General features: G+C 42.3%; 21 protein-coding genes and 6 tRNA genes. 17 read left to right on the forward strand and 10 right to left on the reverse strand.

Features of this window, described 5'->3' with window-relative positions:
- Positions 1-7: 7 nt before the first annotated feature.
- The 6 genes from Q0386_RS03700 to Q0386_RS03725 form a co-directional block, all read right to left on the reverse strand.
- Positions 8-259 carry a hypothetical protein gene (locus Q0386_RS03700; protein WP_298057551.1) on the reverse strand — a complete coding sequence of 84 codons (252 nt, stop codon included), beginning with the start codon at positions 257-259 and terminating at the stop codon, positions 8-10.
- Between the two features lie 221 nt (positions 260-480).
- Positions 481-2208 (reverse strand): ATP-binding protein, encoded by a 1728-nt coding sequence (locus Q0386_RS03705; protein WP_299027259.1) that lies wholly within the window; start codon positions 2206-2208, stop codon positions 481-483.
- Positions 2208-3752 (reverse strand): fatty acid--CoA ligase, encoded by a 1545-nt coding sequence (locus Q0386_RS03710; RefSeq protein WP_299027262.1) that lies wholly within the window; start codon positions 3750-3752, stop codon positions 2208-2210. Before Q0386_RS03710 ends, Q0386_RS03705 begins: the two co-directional genes overlap by 1 nt.
- 9 nt (positions 3753-3761) lie before the next feature.
- A complete protein-coding gene (locus tag Q0386_RS03715; protein WP_299027265.1) occupies positions 3762-5018 on the reverse strand; it encodes an OmpP1/FadL family transporter in 1257 nt (418 codons plus the stop codon).
- Positions 5019-5858 carry a deoxyribonuclease IV gene (nfo, locus tag Q0386_RS03720; RefSeq protein ID WP_299027269.1) on the reverse strand — a complete coding sequence of 280 codons (840 nt, stop codon included), beginning with the start codon at positions 5856-5858 and terminating at the stop codon, positions 5019-5021.
- Positions 5855-6334: a hypothetical protein gene (locus Q0386_RS03725; RefSeq protein WP_299027272.1), complete on the reverse strand. Its 480-nt coding sequence runs from the start codon at positions 6332-6334 to the stop codon at positions 5855-5857. The genes nfo and Q0386_RS03725 overlap by 4 nt, the downstream gene beginning before the upstream one ends.
- A 69-nt stretch (positions 6335-6403) precedes the next feature.
- On the opposite strand from Q0386_RS03725, the gene Q0386_RS03730 reads away from it, so the two are divergent.
- The 14 genes from Q0386_RS03730 (at position 6404) to Q0386_RS03795 (ending at position 17273) form a co-directional block, all read left to right on the forward strand.
- Positions 6404-6478, forward strand: a tRNA-Glu gene (locus tag Q0386_RS03730).
- A gap of 296 nt (positions 6479-6774) precedes the next feature.
- Entirely contained in the window at positions 6775-7512 is a 738-nt protein-coding gene (locus Q0386_RS03735) for a TerC family protein (protein WP_299027274.1), read from the forward strand.
- A gap of 124 nt (positions 7513-7636) precedes the next feature.
- Positions 7637-8305 (forward strand): DNA alkylation repair protein, encoded by a 669-nt coding sequence (locus tag Q0386_RS03740; protein ID WP_299027277.1) that lies wholly within the window; start codon positions 7637-7639, stop codon positions 8303-8305.
- On the forward strand, positions 8302-9627 hold the full coding sequence (locus tag Q0386_RS03745) for an MATE family efflux transporter (protein WP_299027280.1): 1326 nt from the start codon (positions 8302-8304) through the stop codon (positions 9625-9627). Before Q0386_RS03740 ends, Q0386_RS03745 begins: the two co-directional genes overlap by 4 nt.
- 108 nt (positions 9628-9735) lie before the next feature.
- A tRNA-Pro gene (locus Q0386_RS03750) sits at positions 9736-9813 on the forward strand.
- Between the two features lie 11 nt (positions 9814-9824).
- A tRNA-His gene (locus tag Q0386_RS03755) sits at positions 9825-9901 on the forward strand.
- 5 nt (positions 9902-9906) lie between these two features.
- Positions 9907-9983 (forward strand) — tRNA-Arg (locus tag Q0386_RS03760).
- 11 nt (positions 9984-9994) lie between these two features.
- A tRNA-Arg gene (locus Q0386_RS03765) sits at positions 9995-10071 on the forward strand.
- A 15-nt stretch (positions 10072-10086) separates the two neighbouring features.
- Positions 10087-10171 (forward strand) — tRNA-Leu (locus Q0386_RS03770).
- A gap of 373 nt (positions 10172-10544) precedes the next feature.
- Positions 10545-12158 carry a DUF3696 domain-containing protein gene (locus tag Q0386_RS03775; RefSeq protein ID WP_299027317.1) on the forward strand — a complete coding sequence of 538 codons (1614 nt, stop codon included), beginning with the start codon at positions 10545-10547 and terminating at the stop codon, positions 12156-12158.
- A 2-nt stretch (positions 12159-12160) separates the two neighbouring features.
- Positions 12161-13084 (forward strand): hypothetical protein, encoded by a 924-nt coding sequence (locus Q0386_RS03780; protein ID WP_299027283.1) that lies wholly within the window; start codon positions 12161-12163, stop codon positions 13082-13084.
- 26 nt (positions 13085-13110) lie between these two features.
- Complete coding sequence (locus Q0386_RS03785; RefSeq protein ID WP_299027286.1) at positions 13111-14400, forward strand: WG repeat-containing protein; 1290 nt, start codon at positions 13111-13113, stop codon at positions 14398-14400.
- A gap of 817 nt (positions 14401-15217) precedes the next feature.
- Positions 15218-15547, forward strand: coding sequence for a hypothetical protein (locus Q0386_RS03790; protein ID WP_299027289.1), 330 nt, complete (start codon positions 15218-15220; stop codon positions 15545-15547).
- Positions 15528-17273, forward strand: coding sequence for a relaxase/mobilization nuclease domain-containing protein (locus tag Q0386_RS03795; protein WP_299027292.1), 1746 nt, complete (start codon positions 15528-15530; stop codon positions 17271-17273). Before Q0386_RS03790 ends, Q0386_RS03795 begins: the two co-directional genes overlap by 20 nt.
- A gap of 187 nt (positions 17274-17460) precedes the next feature.
- On the opposite strand, the gene Q0386_RS03800 is transcribed toward Q0386_RS03795, so the two are convergent.
- Positions 17461-17721 (reverse strand): hypothetical protein, encoded by a 261-nt coding sequence (locus tag Q0386_RS03800; protein WP_299027295.1) that lies wholly within the window; start codon positions 17719-17721, stop codon positions 17461-17463.
- 160 nt (positions 17722-17881) lie between these two features.
- On the opposite strand from Q0386_RS03800, the gene Q0386_RS03805 reads away from it, so the two are divergent.
- The gene (locus Q0386_RS03805) at positions 17882-18205 is read left to right on the forward strand and encodes a type II toxin-antitoxin system RelE/ParE family toxin (protein ID WP_299027298.1); all 324 of its coding nucleotides are present in this window, start codon (positions 17882-17884) and stop codon (positions 18203-18205) included.
- Complete coding sequence (locus Q0386_RS03810) at positions 18198-18479, forward strand: helix-turn-helix transcriptional regulator (protein ID WP_169766221.1); 282 nt, start codon at positions 18198-18200, stop codon at positions 18477-18479. The genes Q0386_RS03805 and Q0386_RS03810 overlap by 8 nt, the downstream gene beginning before the upstream one ends.
- A 250-nt stretch (positions 18480-18729) precedes the next feature.
- Here the strand turns inward: Q0386_RS03810 and Q0386_RS03815 are convergent, their stop codons facing one another.
- Both Q0386_RS03815 and Q0386_RS03820 read right to left on the reverse strand, forming a co-directional pair.
- Positions 18730-19662, reverse strand: coding sequence for an Abi family protein (locus Q0386_RS03815; RefSeq protein WP_299027304.1), 933 nt, complete (start codon positions 19660-19662; stop codon positions 18730-18732).
- Positions 19663-19753: 91 nt separating this feature from the next.
- The gene (locus tag Q0386_RS03820; RefSeq protein WP_299027307.1) at positions 19754-20872 is read right to left on the reverse strand and encodes a tyrosine-type recombinase/integrase; all 1119 of its coding nucleotides are present in this window, start codon (positions 20870-20872) and stop codon (positions 19754-19756) included.
- Positions 20873-21107: 235 nt separating this feature from the next.
- Between Q0386_RS03820 and Q0386_RS03825 the strand changes: the two genes are divergently transcribed.
- A complete protein-coding gene (locus Q0386_RS03825; protein WP_299027310.1) occupies positions 21108-21962 on the forward strand; it encodes a DUF364 domain-containing protein in 855 nt (284 codons plus the stop codon).
- Between the two features lie 187 nt (positions 21963-22149).
- Here Q0386_RS03825 and Q0386_RS03830 read toward each other — a convergent pair whose 3' ends face one another.
- Positions 22150-23610 carry an aldehyde dehydrogenase family protein gene (locus Q0386_RS03830; protein ID WP_002951991.1) on the reverse strand — a complete coding sequence of 487 codons (1461 nt, stop codon included), beginning with the start codon at positions 23608-23610 and terminating at the stop codon, positions 22150-22152.
- Positions 23611-23868 lie beyond the last annotated feature (258 nt).

A 23868-nucleotide genomic window follows, 5' to 3' on the forward strand; every position in this document is an offset into this window, starting at 1 on the left:
TGCTTATCTAAACTATATTGGAAAGCCAAGTTAAAATTTGCTCCCAAACGGGCTTTTTGTTCTCGTCCTTGAAGCCTAAAAGTAGCTTGATGAATTTAAAAACGAAAATAACGAGCAGGAAAATATACGTGATGAAAATGCCGACTAAAATTTCGTCGAAATACTCTTTTGATATGAAGTAGATGACCGTGCATAGCGGAGCACAAACGGCTGCGATACCTAAAAATAGCTTGACTTGGCGTAGTAAAAAATCACTCATGCTTGATAACCTTTTCAAATTTGAGTAGCTAGGGTTGCATAAATTAAATCGCTTGCCAAATTTTCGCTAGCCGAGCTGCAAATTTAACGCTTAAATTTGCAAGAATGCGCGATAAAGCCGAGCGTGTAACTCAATTTTAGAGCAAGCGCAGTCAAATTTAACAAAAACGTTAGGCTAAATTTAACTAAATTTAATCCGCTGCACTCCAAATTTAGCCAAATTTACCCGTCAAATCCGACTTTCTTATCCTCACCGAAATTTGAGCTCATCTCGCGTTTGATCTCGCTTTCAAAGTCGCCCATCGTAAATATCCCATCCTCGCGGACGGCTACTTTTAGCGCGGTATTTTTGAGAGCGAGCATGATTTGCGCGCCGCTTAGCTCAAATTTAGCCAGCTGTTTGACGTCGAAATTTTCCTCAAAGCTCGCATTTTCGGGCAGCACTTTGCGCCAGATCGCAAGACGAGCGGCGAGGTCGGGCTTTTTAAACTCGATCTTATAATCAAACCTGCGAGAAAACGCGACATCTAGGCTCTGCAAGAAGTTCGTCGTGGCGATGAGCACGCCCTCAAACCGCTCGATTTGCTCCAAAAATATATTTTGCATTTGATTGTGCATTTTATCTGCCCCACTGCCGCCCTCGACGCGCGTGCTTAGAAACTGATCGGCCTCGTTTAGCAGCAGCACGGGCTCGCTCTTACTTTTGGCGCAGATTTCTTTGTATGTATCGAAAATTTTACGCACGTTTTGCTCGCTTTCGCCGACGTATTTGCTCAAAATTTTAGAGCAATCAAAGCTAAGAACCTGCTTTTTTAGGCTCTTTGCAAGGCTTAGCGCGCTCATGGTTTTGCCCGTACCCGGCGGTCCGTAAAAGATGATTTTGGCGTCCACGTTTTTACGCGACTTGATCCCCCAGTTAGATAGGCGCGCCAGCACGCGGCGATCTACTTGTTTTAGGATCGCGTCCAGTAGCTCCTTTACTTTGACATCCAGCACGACGTCGTTTATGTCGGTCGATGGCTCGATGAGCTCAAATATCTCCTGCTCTTTTACGAGTGTTTCTAGTGCTAGTTTTTTACTTTTGCTCTCGGTTTTTGGGTGCATTACGCTTTGTAAAATTTCGTCGGTTATGTAAAATGTCCTGCTAAAGCCGCCGTAAGCGTTTAGCGACTCGTCGTAGTCGATGAGGCTGTTTTCGATTAGTTTTGAGCCCTCGTCTAGTAGAGCGCGGTTTTTGATGCGTTCAAATTCGTCCGCGCTCAAAATCCCCACAAGCGCGTTTAGATCGCGGTTTGCGTCCGTTTCGCCGACATACTCTTCCTTTAAAAGCGCGAGGAAAATCAGCTGCTCTTTGTCGTTTAGCGCGTTATCTTTGAAAATTTGCTCGACGGAGATCGAAATTTTGCTTAAATTTAACCGTTTTTCGATGATGGCTTCTAGCTCTTTCACGTCTTTTTCGAGGCGGTTTTTGGCGTCGCTTGATACGTTTTTGCTAAAAAACGAGAGCTTGCCGTAAAGCTCCACGCGTAAAAACTGATCTTTTAGATAATCAAGATGATCGGCGTAGGGCGCGACTGCGGGCAGCGTAAGCCCAAACTCGCCCTCTTCTAAAATTTTAAGAAAAAGCGGCGAGAGCGAGATCTCGCTGTGAAGCAGGCCGAGTAAATTTGAGCCCGCGCCGTCTGCGTTAGGGTTTTTAAATATAGAAAAGCCCTGCATGATCCAGCCGCTTTCTAGCAGGTTTTTTACATCCGCAAGGCCTGCTAAAAATTTATACTCCTCGCTACCAAAAACCACGCAAAGCACGTCGTAAACGCTACTTTGCGGAGTGCCTTCGACGTAGTTTTTGCTCAGGTGGCGTAAAATTTTCGCCTCGTTTTGGCTGCATTTTATGAGCGAGGAAATTTTAGAATTTTGCTCGCCGCCGATAAACTCTATCAAAAACCGCACTAAATTTCATCCTTTATCTGCTCTTTTAAAACGCGCTTTAACACCTTGCCCGTCGCGTTTTTAGGCAGTTCGTCTTTAAAATAAATCGTCTTTGGAATTTTAAAATTCGCCAAGTGCTTTTTGAGGTGCGCGCGGATATCTTTTTCATCCAAGCTCATATTTTCTTTAAACTGGATAAACGCCGTAACCTCCTCGTCCGCGTGTTCGTCTCTGACTCCGATAACCGCGGCGGCTTCGACTTGGGGCAGTTTAAACAGCACCTCCTCGATCTCGCGCGGGTAGATGTTGATGCCCTTTGAGATGATGAGGTCTTTTTTGCGGTCGACGATAAAGATATAGCCTTCTTCGTCGATCTTAACGAGATCGCCCGTACGCAGCCAGCCGTTTACGATCGTCTCGTCGGTGGCGTCTGGCATATTTAGGTAGCCTTGCATCACGCAGTCGCCTTTTACGATTAGCTCGCCGACTTCGCCTGCGGGTAGCTCGATCATCTCGTCGTTTATACATTTTACTTTGTAGCCCGGCAGCGGCAAGCCGACGCTTGAGATTTTTTGTTTTTGTAGCGTGTTTGCCGAGACGATAGGCGAGCATTCGCTAAGGCCGTAGCCCTCTATCAGTACCGCGCGCGGAAATTTAACGCGAAAATCCGCGATAGTCTGCTCGGCCAAAGGCGCTCCGCCGCTGATGAAAATCCTAATGCAGTTAAACCAGCGAAAATACCACGGGATTTTTGCTTTTCCGATAGCTGTATAGATCGCCGGCACGCCTAAAAATACGGTCGCACGCTTGAGCAGGACTTGTTTTAGGACGTTTGAAAACGGGAAAATGGACTTTACTAAAATAAGCGAACACGCCGAAAATATCGGTAGCAGCACCATCGCCGTGAGAGTAAAGCTGTGAAACATCGGCAAAAACACGGCAAATCTATCCTTCGTGCGTACGTGAAAGACCTCTTGCGCGCCCTGGACGTTTGAGATGAGGTTGCGGTAGCTGATCATCGCGCCCTTTGGCTTGCCCGTGGTGCCTGAGGTGTAGATGATGTGGGCTAGGTCATTAAGCTTTGGTCGGTCGGTCAAATTTAGCTCTATACGGCAGTTTAGCGCGTGCGCGTAGGCGATATTGTTTCCGTCAAATTCAGCCCTATCGCCGATCCAGACGATCTTTTTGATTGCGGTTTTGCTCTCTAGTCCGCGTATCTCTTTGGCTAGCTCGGCCGAAGCAAAGAGAAATTTCGCCCCGCAGTCGTTTATGATGTATTCGAATTCTTCGTATTTTAAAAAGGTATTTATCGGCACGGCCACGGCGCCTAGTAGCGTGATGGCAAAGTAGCTAGCGATAAACTCGGGCGAGTTGTTTACGATCATCGCGACGCGGTCGCCCTTTTTTATGCCCATACCTTGCAAAAACGCAGCCAGCGTAAATGCGTTTGCGCGTAGCTGATTGTAGCTAATCTTGCTAGTTTCTGTATAGATCGCGATGCCGCCGCCGTTTTTACCTACTGCGGCGTTTAGCATATCCTCGAAATTTTCGTAAGGGTAGTTCATAGCCGCGCCTTAAAATTTATATTTTATGTTCAAATTTATCGCCTGAGCGTTGCCGCGTTCAAATTTGCCGTTTGGATAAAGTCCCGACGCGTTTGAGTAGTAGTTTACGTCGCGCGCTTTTCTGTCTTGGTAGAAGTAGCTAGCTCCTAGCTCCAAGGCGTCTGTAAATTTGTAGTTAAAGCCCGCTGCGTAGATGACGGCTTTGGTATCTGGCAGGTCAAAGCCCGTAGTATCGGCCCTAGAAGCTGCTTCGTCAAACGTAACTGCACCCATTAGGCGGAGTTTATCCGTAGCGTCGTGCGCTACGCCGATGCGGTAGGCGTTGCTGTCCTTCCAGTCGCGTTTTTTGGACGCATCAAATGCCGCAAAAAACGGGTTGCGGTAGTGTGCGGCCGAGGCGCCAGGGTAGTTGAAGTCAAGCTCTTTCCACGCAGACCAGTAGGTTCGCTCAAAGTCAAATAGCAGCGTGGTGTTTGCGATTTTGTACGATAGGGCTAAATTTAAGCTAGCCGGTAGCGGTACGGATAGCTTTGCGCTGCCGCTATATGAGCCGTTAGGAAATAGCCCCATCGGGTGTGCCGGCGCGCTGATGCCCGTGTCGCCTTTTAGATTCATATTTACTTTTGAGCGGTAGGTGGCCGCTAGGCTCAAATTTGAAGTAGGTTTATAGGTGATTGCGGTGTTATAGCCGAAATTTACGCGGTCGCCCTTAATGTCTTGAGTTGCTCTTGCTGGGACATAAGGCGGCGTAACTTCTTGTACAGCCTCTCCTCTAGCGTAAACGGCGCGCAGGCCAAAACCTAACGCGATATTATCGGTTAGCGCGTAGGCGACGCTAGGATTTACCTCGATCACTTTTAGGTCGAATTTTTTAGAGGTGGCTTTAGGTAGATTTTCGTCCCATCTCATCGACATTCCCGCAGGCACGACGACTGATAGGCCAAAGCGCCAGTCGCCAAAATGCGGCGTCACGAAGTGAAACGTAGGTACGAGCGCGTTCGCTCTTTTGGAGGTGAGTTTGTCGCCGTTATAGTGCCTGTACTTCGTCTTTGACATGCGCAGGTAGGTTAGCGAGCTCTCAAGGTAGTGTCCGCCGTCCAAAAATATCATATTTGCTGGGTTGTTATAGGCTGCGTCGGGACCGAAGCTCGTCGCGACGTTTGAGTTTAAAAGCGCGATGCTATCGCCGCTTTGCTCCGGGATTTTAAAGCCCGCCGCATTTAGACAGCAGCAAGCCGCGAGGCACACGCCGATATATTTTCTCATTTATGCTCCTTTAAAGTTTCTTAAAATTTTTATCTCATCCGCCCAGATGCTCTCGTCGATAGTCTCTAAAACTAGCGGGATATCGTCCGTGCGGGGGTCGTTTATGATACTTTCAAATGTTTTTAAGCCCAAAAAGCCCTTTCCTAGGCTCTCGTGGCGGTCCTTTTTGCTGGCTAGGTCAAATTTCGTATCGTTTAGATGCATGCCACACAGCATATCGCGTCCGACTATCTCGTCAAATTCGCTCATCACGCGCCGGTAGTTATCTCTGATGTCGTATCCCGCGGCAAACGTATGGCAGGTATCCAGACACACGCCGATCCTGCTTTTATCGATACAGCTTTTGACGATAAAGGCTAGGTGTTCAAATTTAAAGCCCAAATTTGAGCCCTGACCCGCGGTATTTTCTATGACTAGCTTTACGTTTTGGCTGTTTTCGAGTAGGAAATTTACGGAATTTGCGATATTTTCGAGGCAAATTTCTGGCGAAATTTCGTTTAGATACGAGCCCGGATGAAAATTTATCATCACTAGACCGAGCGCCTCTACGCGGTAAATTTCGTCCAAAAAGGCGTTAATGGACTTTTGACGCTGCTCGTCGTTTGGGTGGCCTAAATTTATAAGGTAGCCGTTGTGCGGCAAAACGTGCCTGGGCTCGATGCCGGCTGCTTTTAAATTTTGCTTAAATTTGGAGATATTTTCTGGGGTTAGCGGCTTGGCCTCCCATTGGCGCTGATTTTTGACGAACATCGCAAAGGCGTTCGCGCCGATATTTGCCGCATTTAGCGGAGCGTTTTCTACGCCGCCCGCGATGCTGACGTGCGCGCCGATAAATTTCATTGAAGCTCTTTTATGATGATTTTTATGCGGTTTTTAGCGTCGAAAAAACTGGTATTTTTACCGCAAACTTCGTATTTTATTGAATATTTACTTATATCTTGTATAAAACCGCACGAATTTGTCATTACATTTATGCCGTCATACAGCGGCTTGCGCTCCAAAATTTCCGCGAAAAAGTCGTCGTATCTCTCCTCCAAAAAGAACTTTTTGTTAAATTCTTTTTTCTCAAAACATGCGCCGTTTATGCAAATTTTGTCGTTTATTTTGAGATTTACCGTATTTACGCCCGAGCTGTAAATTTGCAAATTTAGCTGGTTTGCGGTTTTATGCAGGAAGCCCACGTCGTTGATTTTTAGCGGCGGAGTGAGGATGGTGACGGTAAATTTGTCTGATGATTTTTGGCTTTGTAGCGCGGTGCAACCGCTAAATGCAAGGCAAGCGAGCGCAGCTAAAGCGAAGTTTGTAAATTTTTTCATGATTTTTTATCCTTGGTTTAAGCTATTTTTTATTATCTTTAATGTAAAATCCCATTTCCGCTAATTTGTGGCCCCTTCGTCTAGCGGTTAGGACATCGCCCTTTCACGGCGGTAACACGAGTTCGAGTCTCGTAGGGGTCACCACTTCATTTTAAATTTCACAAAAGATTTTAATTTTATCCGCTTATCGCTTAAACGCCCTTTATCTAAGATAGTTTTTCTTAAATTCAGTTTTTCTAAAAATTTATCCGCAGAGCCGTTTGTTGTGTATTTTGCAAAATCAAATTTCATTGCGTCAAATTTTAATCTCCGCCAAATAAACAAAAGCCAGCCAAATTTAATCGCAAAATTTGATCACCAAATGCCCACGCCCGCTCGCTTAATCAAATTTAAACCCGTTTTGGCTATAATCGCGCCCTAATTTATAAAAAAGGAAAAAAATGTTCGATTGGATTTTTTCGCCCGAGGCGTGGCTGTCGCTCGTGACGCTAACTGGGCTTGAGATCGTGCTTGGTATCGATAACATCATATTTATCGCGATCCTAGTCGGCAAGCTCCCGCCTGAACAGCGCGACAAAGGCCGCATTTTAGGGCTTTCGCTTGCGATGCTAACGAGGATTGCGCTGCTGCTTTCGCTATTTTGGATTATGAAGCTTACCAAGCCGCTATTTAGCGTGTTTGACTTTACGATCACGGGGCGCGATTTGGTGCTGATTTTGGGTGGACTTTTCCTCATCGGCAAGTCCACGCTCGAGATCCACTCAAGCGTCAGCGGCGAGCACGAGGAGCACTCGGCGAGCAAAGGGCATGCGAATTTCTGGGTCGTTATCGCAGAGATTGCCGTGCTTGACATCGTCTTTTCGCTCGATAGCGTCATCACCGCAGTGGGCATGGCAAATTACATCGAGATCATGATCCTGGCCGTCATCATCGCGGTGGGCGTGATGATGTTTGCGTCTAAGAGCATCTCAAATTTCGTCGACAGCAACCCGACGATCAAAATTCTCGCGCTTGCGTTCTTGATCCTGATCGGTTTTACGCTTGTGGGAGAGGGGCTTGGTATGCACGTGCCTAAGGGCTACGTTTACTTTGCGATGGCGTTTTCACTGGGCGTGGAGCTCATCAACATCTACGCTCGCAAAAAGTCGGCAAAGCGCGTGCAAGAGGCTCAAAAGTAAAATTTGAGCCTTTAAATTTGCTTTTGGGTGCGCAGGGCGGCAAATTTGACACTGCGGCTTTTTGACGCGTCAAATTTAAGCATGACGAATTTGAGCGGTAAATTTAAAGAGCAAAGGAGCTAGCGTGGACGTAAAAGGCGAATTTTTAGAGATTTTAGAGGGGCTTAAGAGCGAAAAGCTGGCGGCATTTTCGCAAAAACTCATCAAAAGCCCCGAAATTTTAGGCGTAAAAACTCCCGAGCTAAGACGCTTGGCAAAGCAAAATTTCGCTCGGTTAAATTTAGAACAGATCGCAGCTTATGAGCCGTTTTTTCACGAGGAGTTTATGCTAAAGGGCTTTTTGATAATGCTCGTTAAGGACGACGAAGCTAAATTTAAGCTAGCTAGCGAGTTTGTCAAAACGATGCCAAACTGGGCTGTGACGGACGGCTTTGAGCCTAAATTTACCGAGGCGCGCTACGTAGATGCGCTGCTAAAGCAGGCTCTAGGCTCAAATTTAGAATACGAAAAGCGATTTTTTTACGTTTATTTTATGCGCAATTTTGGGGCGCTTCCGCTTGAGCGGTTTTTTGAAATTTGCGCCGAGGAAAAGGACGAGCACTACTACGTGCAAATGGCCGCTGCTTGGTGTTTAGCCGAGGTTTTTATCAAATTTGACGGCGCGGGGCAGCAGCTGCTAGAGAGCGGGCGACTGAGTAAATTTACCCACAACAAAACGATCTCAAAGATCCGCGACAGCTACCGCGTGCCAAAAGATGTAAAAGACGCGCTTTTGGAGCTCAAAATCAAGTGAATCTCACTAAAGAGCCAGTAAACAAGCTCGTACTGCGCCTAGCCGCTCCCGCGGGCGTCGCGATGAGTTTTAATACGCTTTATAACGTGACGGGCGTGTTTTTTGCCGCGCGCATATCGACGCAGGCGTTGGCGGGCTTTTCGATGAGTTTTTTGCTCTATATTAGCGTCGTGGGCATGGGGCTTGGCTTTGGTTCGGCGCTAACGGCGCTTGCGGGCAACGCACTTGGCGGCGGCAAGGATCGTCTGGCTAAAATTTACGCCGCAAAGGGCGTGTTTTTCGTGCTTCTTTGCGCGTTTTTTATGGGGCTTTCGGGCTTTATTTTTACGCCGCATTTGCTTAAAATTTTAGGCGCGAACGATGAGTTTTTGCGCGAAGCCATGGCGTATAACCGCGTGATATTTCTTGCTTCGCCGTTTTTCTTGCTCATAAAATCCCTAAACGGCGTGCTGGTGGCTACAGGCGACACGAAGAGCCTGCGAAACTGGCTTTTTGCGGGACTTTTTATAAATTTGGGCTTTTGCTTTTTTTACGTGGATGTTTGCGGGCTTGGTATCGGCGGGATAGCCTTAGCGACGGCTTCGGTGCAGCTTTTGGGCTCGCTATTTTTAGGCATTAAGGTCGCAAAAACCGGCATGATAAATTTTTTAAATTTACGCTCATTTGCACCCGAACTCGCCATCTACCGCAAAATTTTAGCCCAAGCCTTGCCCGCGTGCCTAAACTACCTATCGATGTCGCTTGGCGGGCTCGTGCTTATGCATTTTATCAGCCGCTACGGCACGCACGCGGTCGCAGGCTATGGCCTAGCTCTTCGCATCGAGCAGATCGTCATGCTGCCCACGACTGGCATCGCGTCGGCGGTGCTGGGTATTGTGTCGCAAAACTTCGGCGCGCGCGAATACGCCAGAGTGCGCGGCTGTTACTTCTATGCGGTCAAATTTCTAGCGGTTTATTGCGTTTTTGCGGCGGCTTTTTGCCTGGGGCTCGGCGGGATTTTGGTTGCGTTTTTTGACGAAACGCCCGAAGTCGTAAACGCGGCAAGGAGCTATTTTGCGGTAAATTCGCTAGCGTTTATAGGCTACGCGCTCATAAATCTCTCCGGCTCGACGCTTCAAGGCGTAAAAAGGCCCGCGGCGATTTTTGTTTTAAATTTTACTCGCCAGATAGCGCTACAAATAGCGCTCTATTCGCTCGTGGCAGATGTTTTTGGCGGCGAGTTGCAAGATATTTTTAAGGCGATGTTTTTTAACGTTTGGCTGATCGGGTTAACTTTTTTCTTTTATACAAAATTTGTTCTTGGCCGAATTTGTGCGGCTTGAAGTAAAAATTTTCGCAAATTTTCAAATTTAAGCTTATTTTTCTTGACATAGCGTTTTTTTTTGGCTACAATGCGCCTTTTCAATAAGTAGGCTAAACTCGCAATGCCTCGGGGTGTAGCGCAGGCTGGTTAGCGCATCTGGTTTGGGACCAGAGGGCCGAAGGTTCGAATCCTTTCACCCCGACCATTTGTTAGATGGTGAGTGTAGCTCAGTCGGTTAGAGCATCAGATTGTGGTCCTGAGGGTCGTGGGTTCGATTCCCATCACTCACCCCACTTGGGCGCTCGTAGCTCAATTGGATAGAGCGACAGACTTCGGATCTGTAGGTTATGGGTTCGACTCCTATCGGGCGCGCCACTTTGTTTTATGCGCTCATAGCTCAGCTGGATAGAGCAACGGCCTTCTAAGCCGTAGGCCTCAGGTTCGAATCCTGATGGGCGTACCACTTTATTATTGTTGTGCGGATGTGGTGAAATTGGCAGACACGCCAGACTTAGGATCTGGTGCCCCACGGCGTGAAGGTTCAAGTCCTTTCATCCGCACCATCCAAAATTCCCTAAAATACGATGCTTCAAGACTTAAGCTTTCAAAAGGTAACCCAAACTTCTTATTTTTTATTTTTCAAATTTATTTCTCTCTGATTTATTTAATATTCTAGAGTATCCTATATTGGCCCATTTTACCATTAGAGGTTTTGCTTTGACAGGTTGCCTGAATACTATTTTTGTAATTATGTCTATAGTGCTCAGGCGTTGCAAAGTATAACGCTTAATTCTAGTAATATTTAAGAACGCAAAAAACAAACTGTAGTATAATGGCGGTAAATAAAAAATACAGCGAGGGGCCAAAAAGGTAGAAGTAGGTTTTAATAACTTTAAGGCATTTGGAGAAAATTTGTAGAAATTTTCAGATAAGCCGATAACTTTAGTATATGGCCCTAATAGCTCCGGAAAATCAAGTTTTTTACACGCCATGCTCTATAGAGAATATCTTTTAGGCGGCGGAGATATAAATCTTAAAAGGTCAAATTTTGCCGGAGATGAGTTAGACTTAGGTGGACTTGACAACTTTATCCATAAACACGATACAGATAGAGTAATAACCTATACTTATGAATTTACAGATCAAGAGTCTATAAGATATCTTTTGTATTCCAAGTGCCTTGAACGCTTTGAAGTGCAGTACGAGAAAGGCTCAAAAAACCTAGATCCAAAATATTTATTTCGGCTTATATGCGAAAAAGGCGGGTTGGAACGATTTATGCGAGAACATAAAGACATAAGCATAGACGCCAACATAGATATAGACGAACTAAGAGGCATAGTTGAGAATAACTATGGTATAGAAAAAATTGGAATAAAAGTTAACTCAGGGTTGCATCAAGGCTTCTTAAAACAAGATATATTTATAATGATTAATTCCAAAAAATACGCAAGAATACGACCTATGCTTAATTCAGGCGAATGCTTATATGATTTGTCTCCGTTTAAAAGAATAGATACGACAAGCATGTTTTTTCTTATACAACCCTATAAAGAGCATCCTTTTGTAAAAACAGTAAAAGATATCGCAGATTATAATGAAAACGATGAGAATGTTAGCGAAACAATTATAGATGACAAAGGCATTGTATTGGGTAAAAGTGATGAAGGTAAGTATGTGTGGAATGAAGAACAAATAAAACGTAAAAACATACACGACATCTTAACCGAATTTGATAAAAGTAAAGGTATCGGCGCTTTGCTTGGAAATGTAGCTCTTTGTATATTCCAAGGACTTAACAACTATAGATACAAGGAAGCGATACAATATTTCTCTCCGCTTAGATTTTATCCCGAGAGAAAAGACCTTGTCTTTGATAAATTTAGCGACACGGTAAACTACGACAAGGTGCATTCCAGTAAAGAGATATGGCAAAAGATTCTACTTGATAAAGACTCAAGAGAAAAACTTAACGTATGGCTATCGGACGACAAAAGGCTAAAATCAACCTACAAGATAGAAGTAGAAAAATTTTATAAAATCGACAATCCTAAAAATGTAAAGGAATTAGTAGAGCCGGATATTCAAGAGCTAAAATTTTTGGATTTAAGAACAGGGGTGTTTGTGAGTCCTAGGGATATGGGGCTTGGGATATCCCAGTCTTTACCGATACTGGCTAGTTGTATGGCTCTTAATAATAGCAGTATCTTTATAGAACAACCCGAGCTACATCTACACCCTGCTGTTCAGTGTGAGATGGCGGATGAGTTTATACGGTCTAAAAACAATAACAAAAATAATTTTTTTATAGAAACGCACAGTGAGCATATATTGCTTCGTATTATGAGAAGGTTAAGGTACTCTAGCGAAGGTAAAATAAGCAAAAACGATGAACTATACATAACTCCTGATGATATATGTTTGCTTTATGTCGACAACAACGGCAAGAAGACATACATCAAAGAGCTTGAGCTCGACGAGGATGGAACCTTGCTTGATGCCTGGCCTAATGGCTTTTTTGAAGAGGGATACAAAGAGAGGTTCGAGTAAAAATGCTAAAAGAGATATTCTTAACTCCGGAGGTGTTTTTAGAAAGCAATATGTCCGTAAGTAATTTTTACAATCTTAAATCTCTTTTGGAAAATATAAGCAGAAGCGGCTTTGTCCTATCTTTGGAAAATAGGGACTGGATTAAATGCGTTTTATCAAATATATCTTCTTGCGCTAGACATAAAGACCAGCTACTAAAACTGATAGAATATCTTAAGGACAGAGAAAGGATAGAATTTCAGCCCAAAAGCGGAGCAGAGCCGCAAACCGAAGATGATTGGCTTAAAATCGCCGATAGCATAAACAGCATTAGAAGTATAAATTCTATCTTTTCTTGCAAAAAAACCGACCGCACTTTTGCATTGGAAGATCTAGAAAATATGGATATAGGCGACAAGTACGGCTATGGCGGATCTATAGCTAGACTAAAATCGGAAAAAGAGCTAGAAAAAATCTTTTCCGCCGTAGTATCATACGCCAAAAAGCTCACGATAATAGACCCCTACTTTTATCCGGATGTCTATAGATATAAAAGAACTTTGGAAATAATTGCTAAAAACTTCGGCGAGCGTAGAAATAATAAAACTAAAGGAAGTATAATAATACATTGTAAATTTCAGATAGGCGATTATAATCCTTGGGAAAAGAGGTTAGATAAATGGCGAAGCATTTGCCGTCATATACGCTCTAACTACGGACACACTTTAACCATATATGTATGGAAGGAAAAGCAAGGGGGCATAAAGATGCACGAGAGGTATCTGGTGACAAATCAGATTGGGCTAGTCGTAGGAGCAGGGTTGGATGTAAACGATAGAAGCACGAGTGAATTTGGACTAAAGCAATACAATGAGCTAAACGATATAACGTCTCCGTTTGATAAAAATAATCCTTCGTTTGATTTGGCTTACGAGATCACGATGTAAAAACACTAAATAAAAAAGGATAATGCATGTTTGATTTTTTAAAATCGCTATTTGGCACAAAGGATGAAGAAATACTCGAAAAGGTAGCATCTATAAAAGCCACCGAAGGTACAAGTATAAATAAAATAAATGCTCCCTCTAAAGAGATAGATACCAATAAGGCAGATAATGCTAATAAGCTAGACGGACCATTGTTTATAAATGAACAAGACGGCAAGTACGGATTTATAAACACCAAAGGCGAACAAGTAGTAGAGTGCAAATTTGATGAGGCTCATGACTTTAAAGAAGGCCTAGCTAAAGTCAAAAAAGATCGTAAATACGGATTTATAAACACCAAAGGCGAGCAAGTAGTAGAGTGTAAATTTGATTATATAAATGACTTTAGAGAGGGCTTAGCCGCAGTTAAAAAAGACGGCAAATGGGGATTTATAAACGCCAAAGGCGAACAGGTTATAGAGTGCGAATTTGATGATGCCGAGGGCTTTAGCGCAGGCTTAGCTAAAGTTAAAAAAGACGGTAAATACGGATACATAAACACCAAATGCGAGCAAGTAGTAGAGTGTAAATTTGATAGTGTCTTGTATCTGGGTTTTAACGAAGGCTTGGCTGCAGTTGGAAAAGACGGCAAATACGGATTCGTAAACATCAAAGGCGAGCAGATTATAGAGTGTAAATTTGATTGGGCTTGTGAGTTTAGCGCAGGCTTAGCTGGAGTTAAAAAAGACGGCAAATGGGGATACATAAACACCAAAGGTGAACAAGTTATAGAGTGTAAATTTGATGATACCCATTATTTTAGCGAAGGCTTAGCTGGAGTTAGAAAAGACCGCAAATACGGATTCATAAACACAAAAGGCGAGCAGATTATAGAGTGTGAACTTGAGTGGAATGGAGGCTTTAGTGAAGGCTTGGCTAGGGTATTAAAAGATGGTCAATGGGGTTATATAAACACCAAAGGCGAGTGGGCTATAGAGTGTAAGTTTGGTTATGCTCATGACTTCAAAAAGGGCTTGACTGAAGTCATGAAAGACGGTCAATGGATTGTCATCAACACTAAAGGAAATTTTATAGTGTTTGACGAAGACAATAATCAAATAGAAGTCATAAAAGAAGTTTCAGACAAATCAGGCAATGTCTTCTTGCTGTCAAAAAGCGATGGTAAATTTGGACTTTTGGATGCAAACTACAACGTTCTCATAAAAAACAAACTCTACGGCGAATTTGAGGTAGTACAAAGGATGAATGAAAACACGTTCTTGATAAAGATGGCGGGGAAGGAGTTTTTTATAGATAGTAATGGCGACTTTAAGTAAAACTTTTTAAATGGAGTAGCTATAAGTATTTATTAAATATTATAATATTATTTATTATCTTTATAAGCTTCATTTGTGTGGTTTTAGTGTCATTTCTAAGTTACCAGATTAATTTACTGATTACAATACTTGATAAGTTATATCAATTTTATATCTTTGAGTAGCTGGTTTATATGTTCCTTTTTTATAAAAATTCCTTGTCTTCTTACGTTAGCTTGTTCTTAATAGGGTTAATAGGGCGAGCATACTCTACGTGGCCACAAAACGTTACCGTTTTGGCCCCGCGAGAGGCTCGCAAGGAGAGTTTGCCACTCCCTTGACCCACGCTTTTGCTCCGAGTGTATTTATTGAAAACAGCTGAACTAAGTAGGCTGTTTTTAATAAATATTTAAACTTACGGACATATTTCCGTAAGAGCTCGGAGTGATTGTTGGTTAATTCTTTATTTTGTTTTTTGTTTAAAAAACAACGTTATCTGTTGTCGTTATTGTCTGCTTATACCATAAACTAAAAATATGTTTTTCTATACGTTTTATAACGGAATTCAAGGAAAAACCAAAATTAAGTAAAATTTAACCAAACTCATAGTGTAAAGCGCTATATAGTACATAAAATAGGGCTTTTAAAGCATTTTTGTAGTGTGTAGCTAAATGCTCGTTTGTTTCTTTTCTGATCCCGTACCTATTTAACATGTATAAATACGTTTGTATGCGATTGCTGTCAAAATATTCAGAATTTTTATTTGCGATCCTAGTTTTAACTTGACCTATCGCCCTTAAACATATATCATGCATTTTATCAAGACGCGGAGATATTTATGAATCAGAATTTTCACAAAAAAAGAAAAATCACTAAAACTATATTCAAAAGACTTAGGCTTACGCCAGGCGAATGGTCGGCTATCGAAAAGAAGCTAAAAGAAACAGGGATGACCTTTTCAAAATTTGCCCTAAGTTCAATGCTGTCCAGGCGAATTAGACTTCCTATCGAAAGGGAGCTTTTAGCTGAGTTGGCTAAACAAGGAAACAACCTAAACCAAGTGGCTGCCAGGTTAAACCGCGACGAAAGTTTAGATAGGGTCGGTCTAAAAATCATAGCCGATGACAATGCCGTCTTACGTCAAATTTATGAGACATTGGGAAAGTAATGGAAGCTATCGTAAGGCTTGCTTTTTTTGGTTATATTTTCATCGCAAAAAAGATAGACGGGGGCTATTTATGCTAGTTAAATTCCTTCCTACATATACTGGCGGCGGTCTTGGAAGTATAAACTATCTACTAAACGAAAGAATGGCGGCCGGAACGGCTAGGGTCATAAAGGGCGACGAGAATTTAACGCGAGCTATCATAAAGGGGGTTTCATTCCGGCAAAAGACTTGCTTTGGAGTTTTGTCATTTGAGGAGAAGCATGATTTTTTAACCGAAGAGCAAAAGCTAAAAATAATAAAAGATTTTGAGCGCGCACTGCTTGGGGATTATATGCTAGAGAGAACGAACAGATTATGGGTCGAACATTCCGACAAAGATGGAAGACTCGAGTTAAATTTCTTGATCCCAAAGATTGACATGCCGACAGGCAAATCGTTTAATCCATACTTGGCTCTATTCGACCAACATAGGATTGATTTGATTAAAAGAATGATTAACGATGAGTATAACCTTTCTAGCCCTGATGATCCCGCAAGAGAGCAAACTATATCGGGTAACAAGAAAAACATAGGACACTACCAAAATTTAGAAAAATTAGATAAAAAGCTACACGAACTAGTCAAAGAGGGCTACATCAAAAATAGAGATCATATGATTGAGCTTCTTAACCAAAGCGGCATAGAAGTAACTAGATCGACAAAGAAAAGTATAACCGTAATGTTGCCTAATCAAAAAACAAAAAATCGTTTAAAAGGAGGGATATACGATGCAAATTTCACAGGCACTCAAGGACTTGGAGAACTCGGCCAAAGCTCAAGCAGAAGAATTCGAGAGTTCCATAATAGAGATACACAAGCAGAGCGCGAAAGAAATAGGCGAAAGCTTGAAGAGCTTGTTGAAAAGCGAGATAGATTCAATAAGCGGAAATTTAGAGCCTCGCCTCCAAGAGATAATATCGATCCAAAGCAAGAGCAAAAGATGGATATCAGCGCTCACGGCTACGATAGCGCTGATAATAGGAATAGCGGCGGGATATCAGATGCGCTCTTATGCACTGGAGCCGCAAATCAAGAAAACGAGATCGGATGCGATCAAGGAGCTGCAAGTGCTTTTAGACGAACAAAAAAAAGAGATGGAATCAATGAGAGTTTGGACGATACCGCAAGTTTGGAGGCATTCGGAGCCAGAAGCGGACGGAAGGATGCAGTACTATATATCGGTCCCTCGGAGCAAGGAGATAATCAAGCGCGACGACAAATACTATATACCTATGAGAATGGAGTAGAAGATGACGACATTAGAAGAAGCATTGCTCGAAGAAAACGAGAGCTTGACGCAGATGATCAAGAGCGAAAGGAGCGAATACGAATCGCAGAAGAAGGCCTTGATCGAAAAATACGAGAAAAAGATAGCGAATTTACAACAAGACAAGACGAATTTGATAGATCGCATGCAGTGTTTGATGAACGATTGCGAGAACAAAATATGCGAATCGTCACGAGCGCAAAGAGAAAAATACGAGAAATATTTGGAGTTTTTAAAAAAGAAATTAATAAGCTTGCAAGAGGAATTCAAAGAACTATCAAAAAAATACGAATCTTTGAAAGGAAAGTGTCAAGAATAGCGACCAATAGGCAAAATATTAAAAGTGTAGAGGAAGCGACCCTGGATGTGGATGAAGAATTGTTGGAAAGCCCAGATAATGCCTGGGAGATGAGCATGTAGTCTTATGGGAGACAATCAGCCTTATTCTCTTTAGTGCTCTAGGCCTTAACTGGAATCAAAAGGCAGATTTTGCTCAGTTGCTTTGGCGAGATATGGATAGCCTACTTCTTAGACTTATCCAAGGATACTGCGGTTGTATTTTTAATATCAAATTTCTTATAAAGAGTATTATTTACTCATTTACATATCAAATAGGTTCAATATCTAAAATATACTGCACTTGATCTCCAGCCACTTCGTGTTTGGCTATCCATTTTTCTATCTTTTCTCTATCGTATAGAACTTTTCTGCCGCCTAGCTTTATGTATGGTAATATACCTTTAGATCTCCAAATCGATTGGGCATCAGTACCGACACTAAAGAGAGCTTCAAATTCCACGGGCGTTATAAATTTTTTTTGACAAGGATTTATTTGCATTTTTTCCCTTTTACAAAATTTTGTATCCATCCTAGCATGTTACAAGCCTTAAGTCCAGCAAAAAGCCGGTTCGCCAAAAGATAATTTACTGTTTTTTGTTTTGTGGTACTAGAGGAGCGGTCGGGTGCTTAGACAAATTTACAAAAAAGTTTTATATCTTTTATGATATAATAAGCCCAAAGGATAAAGTTTGTGGGAAATTATATTTTTGGACGATCGAGTAGCTGAAGATTTTAAAGCCCTGCCTCCTAAAATTTCCGCTAACATGACCCATATATTTAAGCTCTTACGTCTTTACGGTAATCAAGTCGGTGAGCCGCAAACTAAAAGCTTAGGCGACGGGCTTTTTGAGATAAGGGCTAAGGGTGCGGAAGGTATAGGCAGAGGTATATTTTGTTATATGATGGGTAGGCGCATTTATATATTGCACGTGTTTGTAAAGAAAAGCGATAAAATACCTCAGAAAGAACTAGATATCGCCAGAAATAGATTGAAGGAGTTAAAAAATGCCTGAAGTAAAATTCGATGATGTATTTAATGAAATGATGAAAAACGATGAATTTAGAGCCGAATACGAAGCACTGATGCCCGAATACGAACTAAAAAGCGAGTTGATAAAAGCTAGAATAAAAAGCGGACTGACGCAGTCGCAGCTAGCGGAGAGGATGGGCATGAAACAGTCCAATCTAGCTAGACTAGAAAGCGCAAGCGGAGATTTTAAATTTCAGACGATAATCAAATACGCAAAAGCATTGGGACTAAAGCAGCTAAATATCTCATTGGGCTAATAAAAGTAAAAAAACTATCCCGCTTTAGATATGTAAAATCTACTTCCCGTTCTTGCAAAAGATAAAAATACAACCATCCTACAATATTAAGATTAGTAATGGTTACTATTTTAATGTGTATTGCATAATAAAGAAATTGTAGTATTATATATATTTGGTAAAATATTGTTCAGGTGCGAAGGCTACCGAAGTAGCCTAAGACCTACGCCGTAAGGCGCGTACAAGTGTATGAATGCTACAATATATTTTCTTAAAAGCGCATAAAATTTCTTTTTATGATTGCCGAAGATTTTACCAAGAAGGCATAGATGCTAGTTAGTTTATTGTTGGATTCATAAAATCCTTTATGTTTTCTAGCTCTTTTAAGCAGGCTCATTAGCTCTAGTACTGTAGCTTTTTTCATGGGTTTGGTTTTGCAAAGTATATTAAATATCAAAAAAGAACATAAAAAGTTATTTATAAATGGATTTTTCATTTTATTTTCAACGCTTTTTTTCGATGATCTTAGATGTAAATTTAAAAAATCCATAATCTGATAAGTCGGTCTAAATTTGTCGATAGGGTTTAGGTTGTTTATCAAGCAGTTATTGTGCGCCGCTGCATTTCTAATAAACTGCACTGATGTTAGCATGTTTTTTATTTTTATGTATTCTTGATTTGGAAATTTTTTATAATAAAAATCGCAAAAATTTGTAAAGTTTTTAAACTCCAATATCTCGACTAAATTCCATATCGATAGATCGGCTCTATATTTATTAACAATATTGTCTTTGGCTGTAAAATCGTGTTTGCTATAATTTAAAAAATAGTTTTTCTGTTTGGGATTGGCATTAAGATAATTATCTATTATTGCGTACCCGTCGCACTCGTCTTCATTAAAGTCCCTTAATAGCTTGGTTTTTAAAAGGTGTTCTATGTTTAAGGTAAGAGTTAGGATAAATCTGCGAAGATGCATATCTATAGTAGATAGCTCCTTTAAATAGGCAAATTCTAAATTTATATACGTATCATCGTCTCGCTTGGTATAATTTTTAGCATAAGCTTTTATTTTAAATAGGTAACTATTGTTGGTTAAAAAATCGATAGCCGATTCTTTGTCGCATATATTAAATTTTACCCCTTTGGTTTCCAGGTGGACGACTTGCTGGGCAACAGATAACTTTGGTTTGTTAAATTTATCCAATTTTTTATTCTTTACAATTATATTGTTTCATTATAACATATTTTATATATTTAACCTCTCGTTTTGCTTTGCCAGTATTTTGCTCTAAGCATCATTTATACCCCAATCTTTTAGGAGCTACTAAATTTTCTATCACTTGCGAGCTTTTCTGGGTCGCTTTGTAAGTATCGACGCCAAGATAGTGTTGCAGGGTCGCTAGTTCTTCGTGTAGCAAGGTGCCCGACATCGTATGGATATCCGCGCTAGCTTCTGCAAGAGCGCCTACTACTATATCTCGCGCCGTATGCAGGTGAAAATTTTCAACACCCGAAAGTTCTCTGATTTTTTTAACTTGTCTGTCTAGATTAACTATCGTCTCGCCGCTTACGGGGCTGGCAAACACTAGCTCGGCTACCCTCGGTATCTCTTGTAGCTTGGATGCTATAAAATTTGGGATGGCTACGATATAGTCGTTAGAGTTTTTTGTCCTCTCTAAAAGCATAGTGTTGTTGCTAAAATTTATGTTTTTCCATTTTAAGTTTAAAATTTCGGACTTTCGCCTGCCGGTAAAAATCAGGACAAAAAGCATCCAGTAAAAAACGTCGTCGGCGTAAAGTTCATTAATGGCGGAAAACAAATTTCTAAGTTTATCCGAACAGTTGATGACTTTTGATTTTTTCTCAATCTTGTCTAGCTTTAAACCAAACGTCGGTTCAAAAGCTAGAGCCCTATGAATAAGCGCATACTTAAACATAGGGCGCAAAATTTCCTTTATCGTTTTATTGTATGTTTTTGGCGATAACCCTTTGCTTCGCATAGAATTATAAAAAATTTGAATATGATCAAGCGTTACCTTTTCTATTGCTAGCGAGCCTAGCGGGTTGTTTTTGATATGATTGTTAAACATCGCCGCTAGCCCTGTCGTAGCTTTGGTTTTGGCTCTAGTTTCCATATATAAATCCCAAAGCTGCTTAACTTTAATATTTGGCTGGATCCTAGAAACGGCAGATACCGCCATATCTTTGCTTTTTACCCATTCGGCAAAAACCACCATAGCTTCTTGTAAATATTCTCGCCCGGTCCATTTTTCTCTTACGGCTATTTCAATTACTTTGGTAGCTCGCTTTCCGTCACTACTTCTTTTTCTGAATAAAAATTTATTCGTATGATTTTTACTCACGTATATATTTGGAACTTTCGTCTTTTTGTATTCGCTTAGACTGATTGACATTTGAGTCCTTTTTAAAATTCTTTGCACCGCTTTGGGTAACCCATCTCCACAATACAATCTGTTTTATCATATGTTGATTTGATCTACTTTTAAATTTTTAGTACTAAATTTGGATAAATTTTACAGTATGCTACCTACTTTAGATAAAATCTGACATAGATTAATATAATTTAAAATATTTTGCTGTAAAATTTTCATAAAATTTAACTACTTGCATAGCCGAAAGGAGATTGCCGTGGGTCAAATTTTAAACGACACCCTAAGCCAAATTTATGAAAATTTAGGCGACGAAATAAAAAATTTAAACGTGCAGCGCGTTGTGGTCGGGCTGTTTTTTACGGGCGTAAAGCTAAGTAACGGCGTTTGCGGCGTGAGCTACACTCCGCTAAAATCATTTCCGCAGGCCGTTTACTGTCCGTCGCAAGCCGCGATAATGCCAAAATCCGGTAACATCTGCGGTAAAAACGTAAAAACTCTTTTAAAAGACATAACTAGCGATAGCCCTATCAAAAAAACCATCGCCGTAGCCGCCCTAAACGCGCTTTCGCAGACGTGTTATGAGCGCTCTGGTAGTCCGTATGCGACCAAATTTAAGGCCGATCCTTTTGACGAGTTAGCTATCAAGGGCAGCTCGTTTAGCGTGATTGTGGGTGCACTGGTGCCTTACATCAAATTTATGATAAAAAACGGCCTGGATTTTCGCATTTTGGAGCTTGATAAGAGCGCTCTAAAAGGCGATGAGCTAAAGTATTTTATCCCGCAAGAATGCGCCGCGGACGCGGTCAGAGCGGCCGATAATCTCATAATAACCGGCGTCACGCTATTAAACGACATGCTGGAGGAGATCTTGAGCTTAAAAAAGAGCGGGGCCGAAGTCATCGTCGTCGGACCGACGGTTTCGATGTCGCCTAAAGCGCTTTTTGATAGGGGCGTGAGTCGTGTGGGCGGCGTCTACACTACGCATGCGGACGAGCTTTTGGATGTGATCGCGCAGGCTGGTTCGGGGTATCATTTTTTCGGCAAATTTGCGGAGAAATTCGTAATGAGTCGCGAGAGTTCGACTTCTAAATTTAACGATCAAAATGCATAAAACCAAATTTGACTAAATTTGCAGTCCAGGGAGTGATTTTGTTTAATGTAAAATCACCGGCTTGATATTAAATTTAAAACAAAAGTAGATAAAAATCAGTTTTAAATTTGTGCGAATTTATAAGAATTTTGTCAAATCCAAAAAAGGGCCGAACAAACCGCCCGACCCAAATTTATGCTAGCAAATTTTAATAAAACGAACTAACCTTGCCCGTCAAATTTACCATGATATTTTTCATCTGAGTGTAGTGCTCGAGGATGATTTTGTGCGTTTCGCGACCGATGCCCGAGCTCTTGTAGCCGCCAAACGGGCTGCCCGCCGGGATTTGGTTGTAGCAGTTTATCCACACGCGGCCGGTTTCCATCGCGCGAGCGGTGCGGATGGCGCGAGTGATGTCCTGCGTGAAGACGCCGCCGCCTAGGCCGTATTCGCTGTCGTTTACCATCTTTATCAGCTCGTCCTCGTTTTTAAATTTGATCACGACGCCCACCGGGCCGAAAATCTCCTCTCTCGCCACGCGCATATCGTTGCTCACGTCCACTAGCAGTGTTGGCTCGACGAAGCTATCGCCCGCAGCCGCTAGTTTGCCTCCGACGGCGATTTTGGCACCTTCTTTGACGCCGATATTGATGTACTCGACGATCTTGGCTGCTTGTTTGGCGTTGATCTGAGAGCCCATCTGCGTCTTTGGATCCAGAGGATCGCCGACTTTTAGATTTTTAAATTTCTCCACTGCCGCGGCGATAAATTTGTCGTAAATTTTCTCCTCGACAAATATCCTACTGCCCGCGCAGCAAACTTGCCCTTGGTTAAACAAAATGCCCATCTGAACGCCGTCTAAAGCTAGATCAAAGTCCGCGTCGGCGTAGATGATGTTGGCTGATTTGCCGCCTAGCTCGAGCGTTGCCGGGATGATTTTTTCAGCCGCAGAGATAGCGATCTCGCGTCCGATCTCGGTCGAGCCGGTAAATGCGATCTTGTCGATGCCGCTATGCTTTTGCAAAAACGCTCCGGCACCGCTGCCTTTGCCCGTGATTACGTTTACGACGCCTTTTGGCAGCACGTCTTTGATGAGGCGCATTAGCTCTAGCACGCTCAGGCTCGTCTCAGACGACGGTTTTAGCACGCTCGTGTCGCCCGCGGCGATGACCGGAGCTAGCTTCCACGCCGCCATCAAAAACGGGAAATTCCACGGCACGATCTGCGCTACGACGCCGATAGGCTCGCGCAGGATGAGCGAGAGGTGCTTTTCCTCGAGCACGTTTGCGCTACCCTCTTCGCCCTGGATCACGCCGGCAAAATACCTAAAATGCTCCGCCGCGTACGGCACGTCCACGTTTAGCGTCTCGCGGATAGGCTTGCCGTTATCCATCGTCTCGACCGCGGCTAAAAAGTCTTTGTTTGCGTCGATTATATCGGCGATTTTGAGCAAAATTCTACTTCGCTCGCTCACCGTGCTATGGCGAAACGTCTTAAACGCTTCTCGAGCGGCCTTGACCGCGGCGTCCACGTCCTCTTTGCTCGCGTCCGCGATCGCGGCTAGCTTTTTGCCGGTGGCCGGATCAAAGGTATCTAGCGTCTTGCCGCTGCTTGCGGGGACGAATTCGCCGTTTATAAAAAGGCCGTATTTTTCTTGCAACTTAACCATTTTTTCTCCTTTAAAATTATTTAATAACTGAAATATTACTCCTCGAATATAAATAATTTGATAATTAGAAAATAATCGTTATCAAAAATTTGAGCGGAAATTTGACGGGATTTCGGGTTAAATTTGAGTCGCCTAGACCCGTATCTTTAAGATGCTAAAATTTAGTTGTCAAATTTACATTTTACTTCTTTGTTAAGGGGGAAGGGGCTTGAATTACGCTCTGCTTTGCAGTTGCGAGGCAAAGCCGAAGCAAAAGAG

Origin of the sequence: uncultured Campylobacter sp. (assembly GCF_938045625.1) — a bacterium.
GTDB lineage: Bacteria > Campylobacterota > Campylobacteria > Campylobacterales > Campylobacteraceae > Campylobacter_A.

Excerpts from the sequence above, each read along its gene's own strand:
- nfo (WP_299027269.1), bottom strand. The coding sequence starts at position 5,858 with ATGAAATTTATCGGCGCGCACGTCAGCATCGCGGGCGGCGTAGAAAAC.
- Q0386_RS03810 (WP_169766221.1), top strand. The coding sequence starts at position 18,198 with ATGCCTGAAGTAAAATTCGATGATGTATTTAATGAAATGATGAAAAAC.
- Q0386_RS03725 (WP_299027272.1), bottom strand. The coding sequence starts at position 6,334 with ATGAAAAAATTTACAAACTTCGCTTTAGCTGCGCTCGCTTGCCTTGCA.
- Q0386_RS03785 (WP_299027286.1), top strand. The coding sequence starts at position 13,111 with ATGTTTGATTTTTTAAAATCGCTATTTGGCACAAAGGATGAAGAAATA.
- Q0386_RS03710 (WP_299027262.1), bottom strand. The coding sequence starts at position 3,752 with ATGAACTACCCTTACGAAAATTTCGAGGATATGCTAAACGCCGCAGTA.
- Q0386_RS03820 (WP_299027307.1), bottom strand. The coding sequence starts at position 20,872 with ATGTCAATCAGTCTAAGCGAATACAAAAAGACGAAAGTTCCAAATATA.
- Q0386_RS03830 (WP_002951991.1), bottom strand. The coding sequence starts at position 23,610 with ATGGTTAAGTTGCAAGAAAAATACGGCCTTTTTATAAACGGCGAATTC.
- Q0386_RS03735 (WP_299027274.1), top strand. The coding sequence starts at position 6,775 with ATGTTCGATTGGATTTTTTCGCCCGAGGCGTGGCTGTCGCTCGTGACG.
- Q0386_RS03715 (WP_299027265.1), bottom strand. The coding sequence starts at position 5,018 with ATGAGAAAATATATCGGCGTGTGCCTCGCGGCTTGCTGCTGTCTAAAT.
- Q0386_RS03790 (WP_299027289.1), top strand. The coding sequence starts at position 15,218 with ATGAATCAGAATTTTCACAAAAAAAGAAAAATCACTAAAACTATATTC.
- Q0386_RS03795 (WP_299027292.1), top strand. The coding sequence starts at position 15,528 with ATGAGACATTGGGAAAGTAATGGAAGCTATCGTAAGGCTTGCTTTTTT.
- Q0386_RS03700 (WP_298057551.1), bottom strand. The coding sequence starts at position 259 with ATGAGTGATTTTTTACTACGCCAAGTCAAGCTATTTTTAGGTATCGCA.
- Q0386_RS03780 (WP_299027283.1), top strand. The coding sequence starts at position 12,161 with ATGCTAAAAGAGATATTCTTAACTCCGGAGGTGTTTTTAGAAAGCAAT.
- Q0386_RS03800 (WP_299027295.1), bottom strand. The coding sequence starts at position 17,721 with ATGGATACAAAATTTTGTAAAAGGGAAAAAATGCAAATAAATCCTTGT.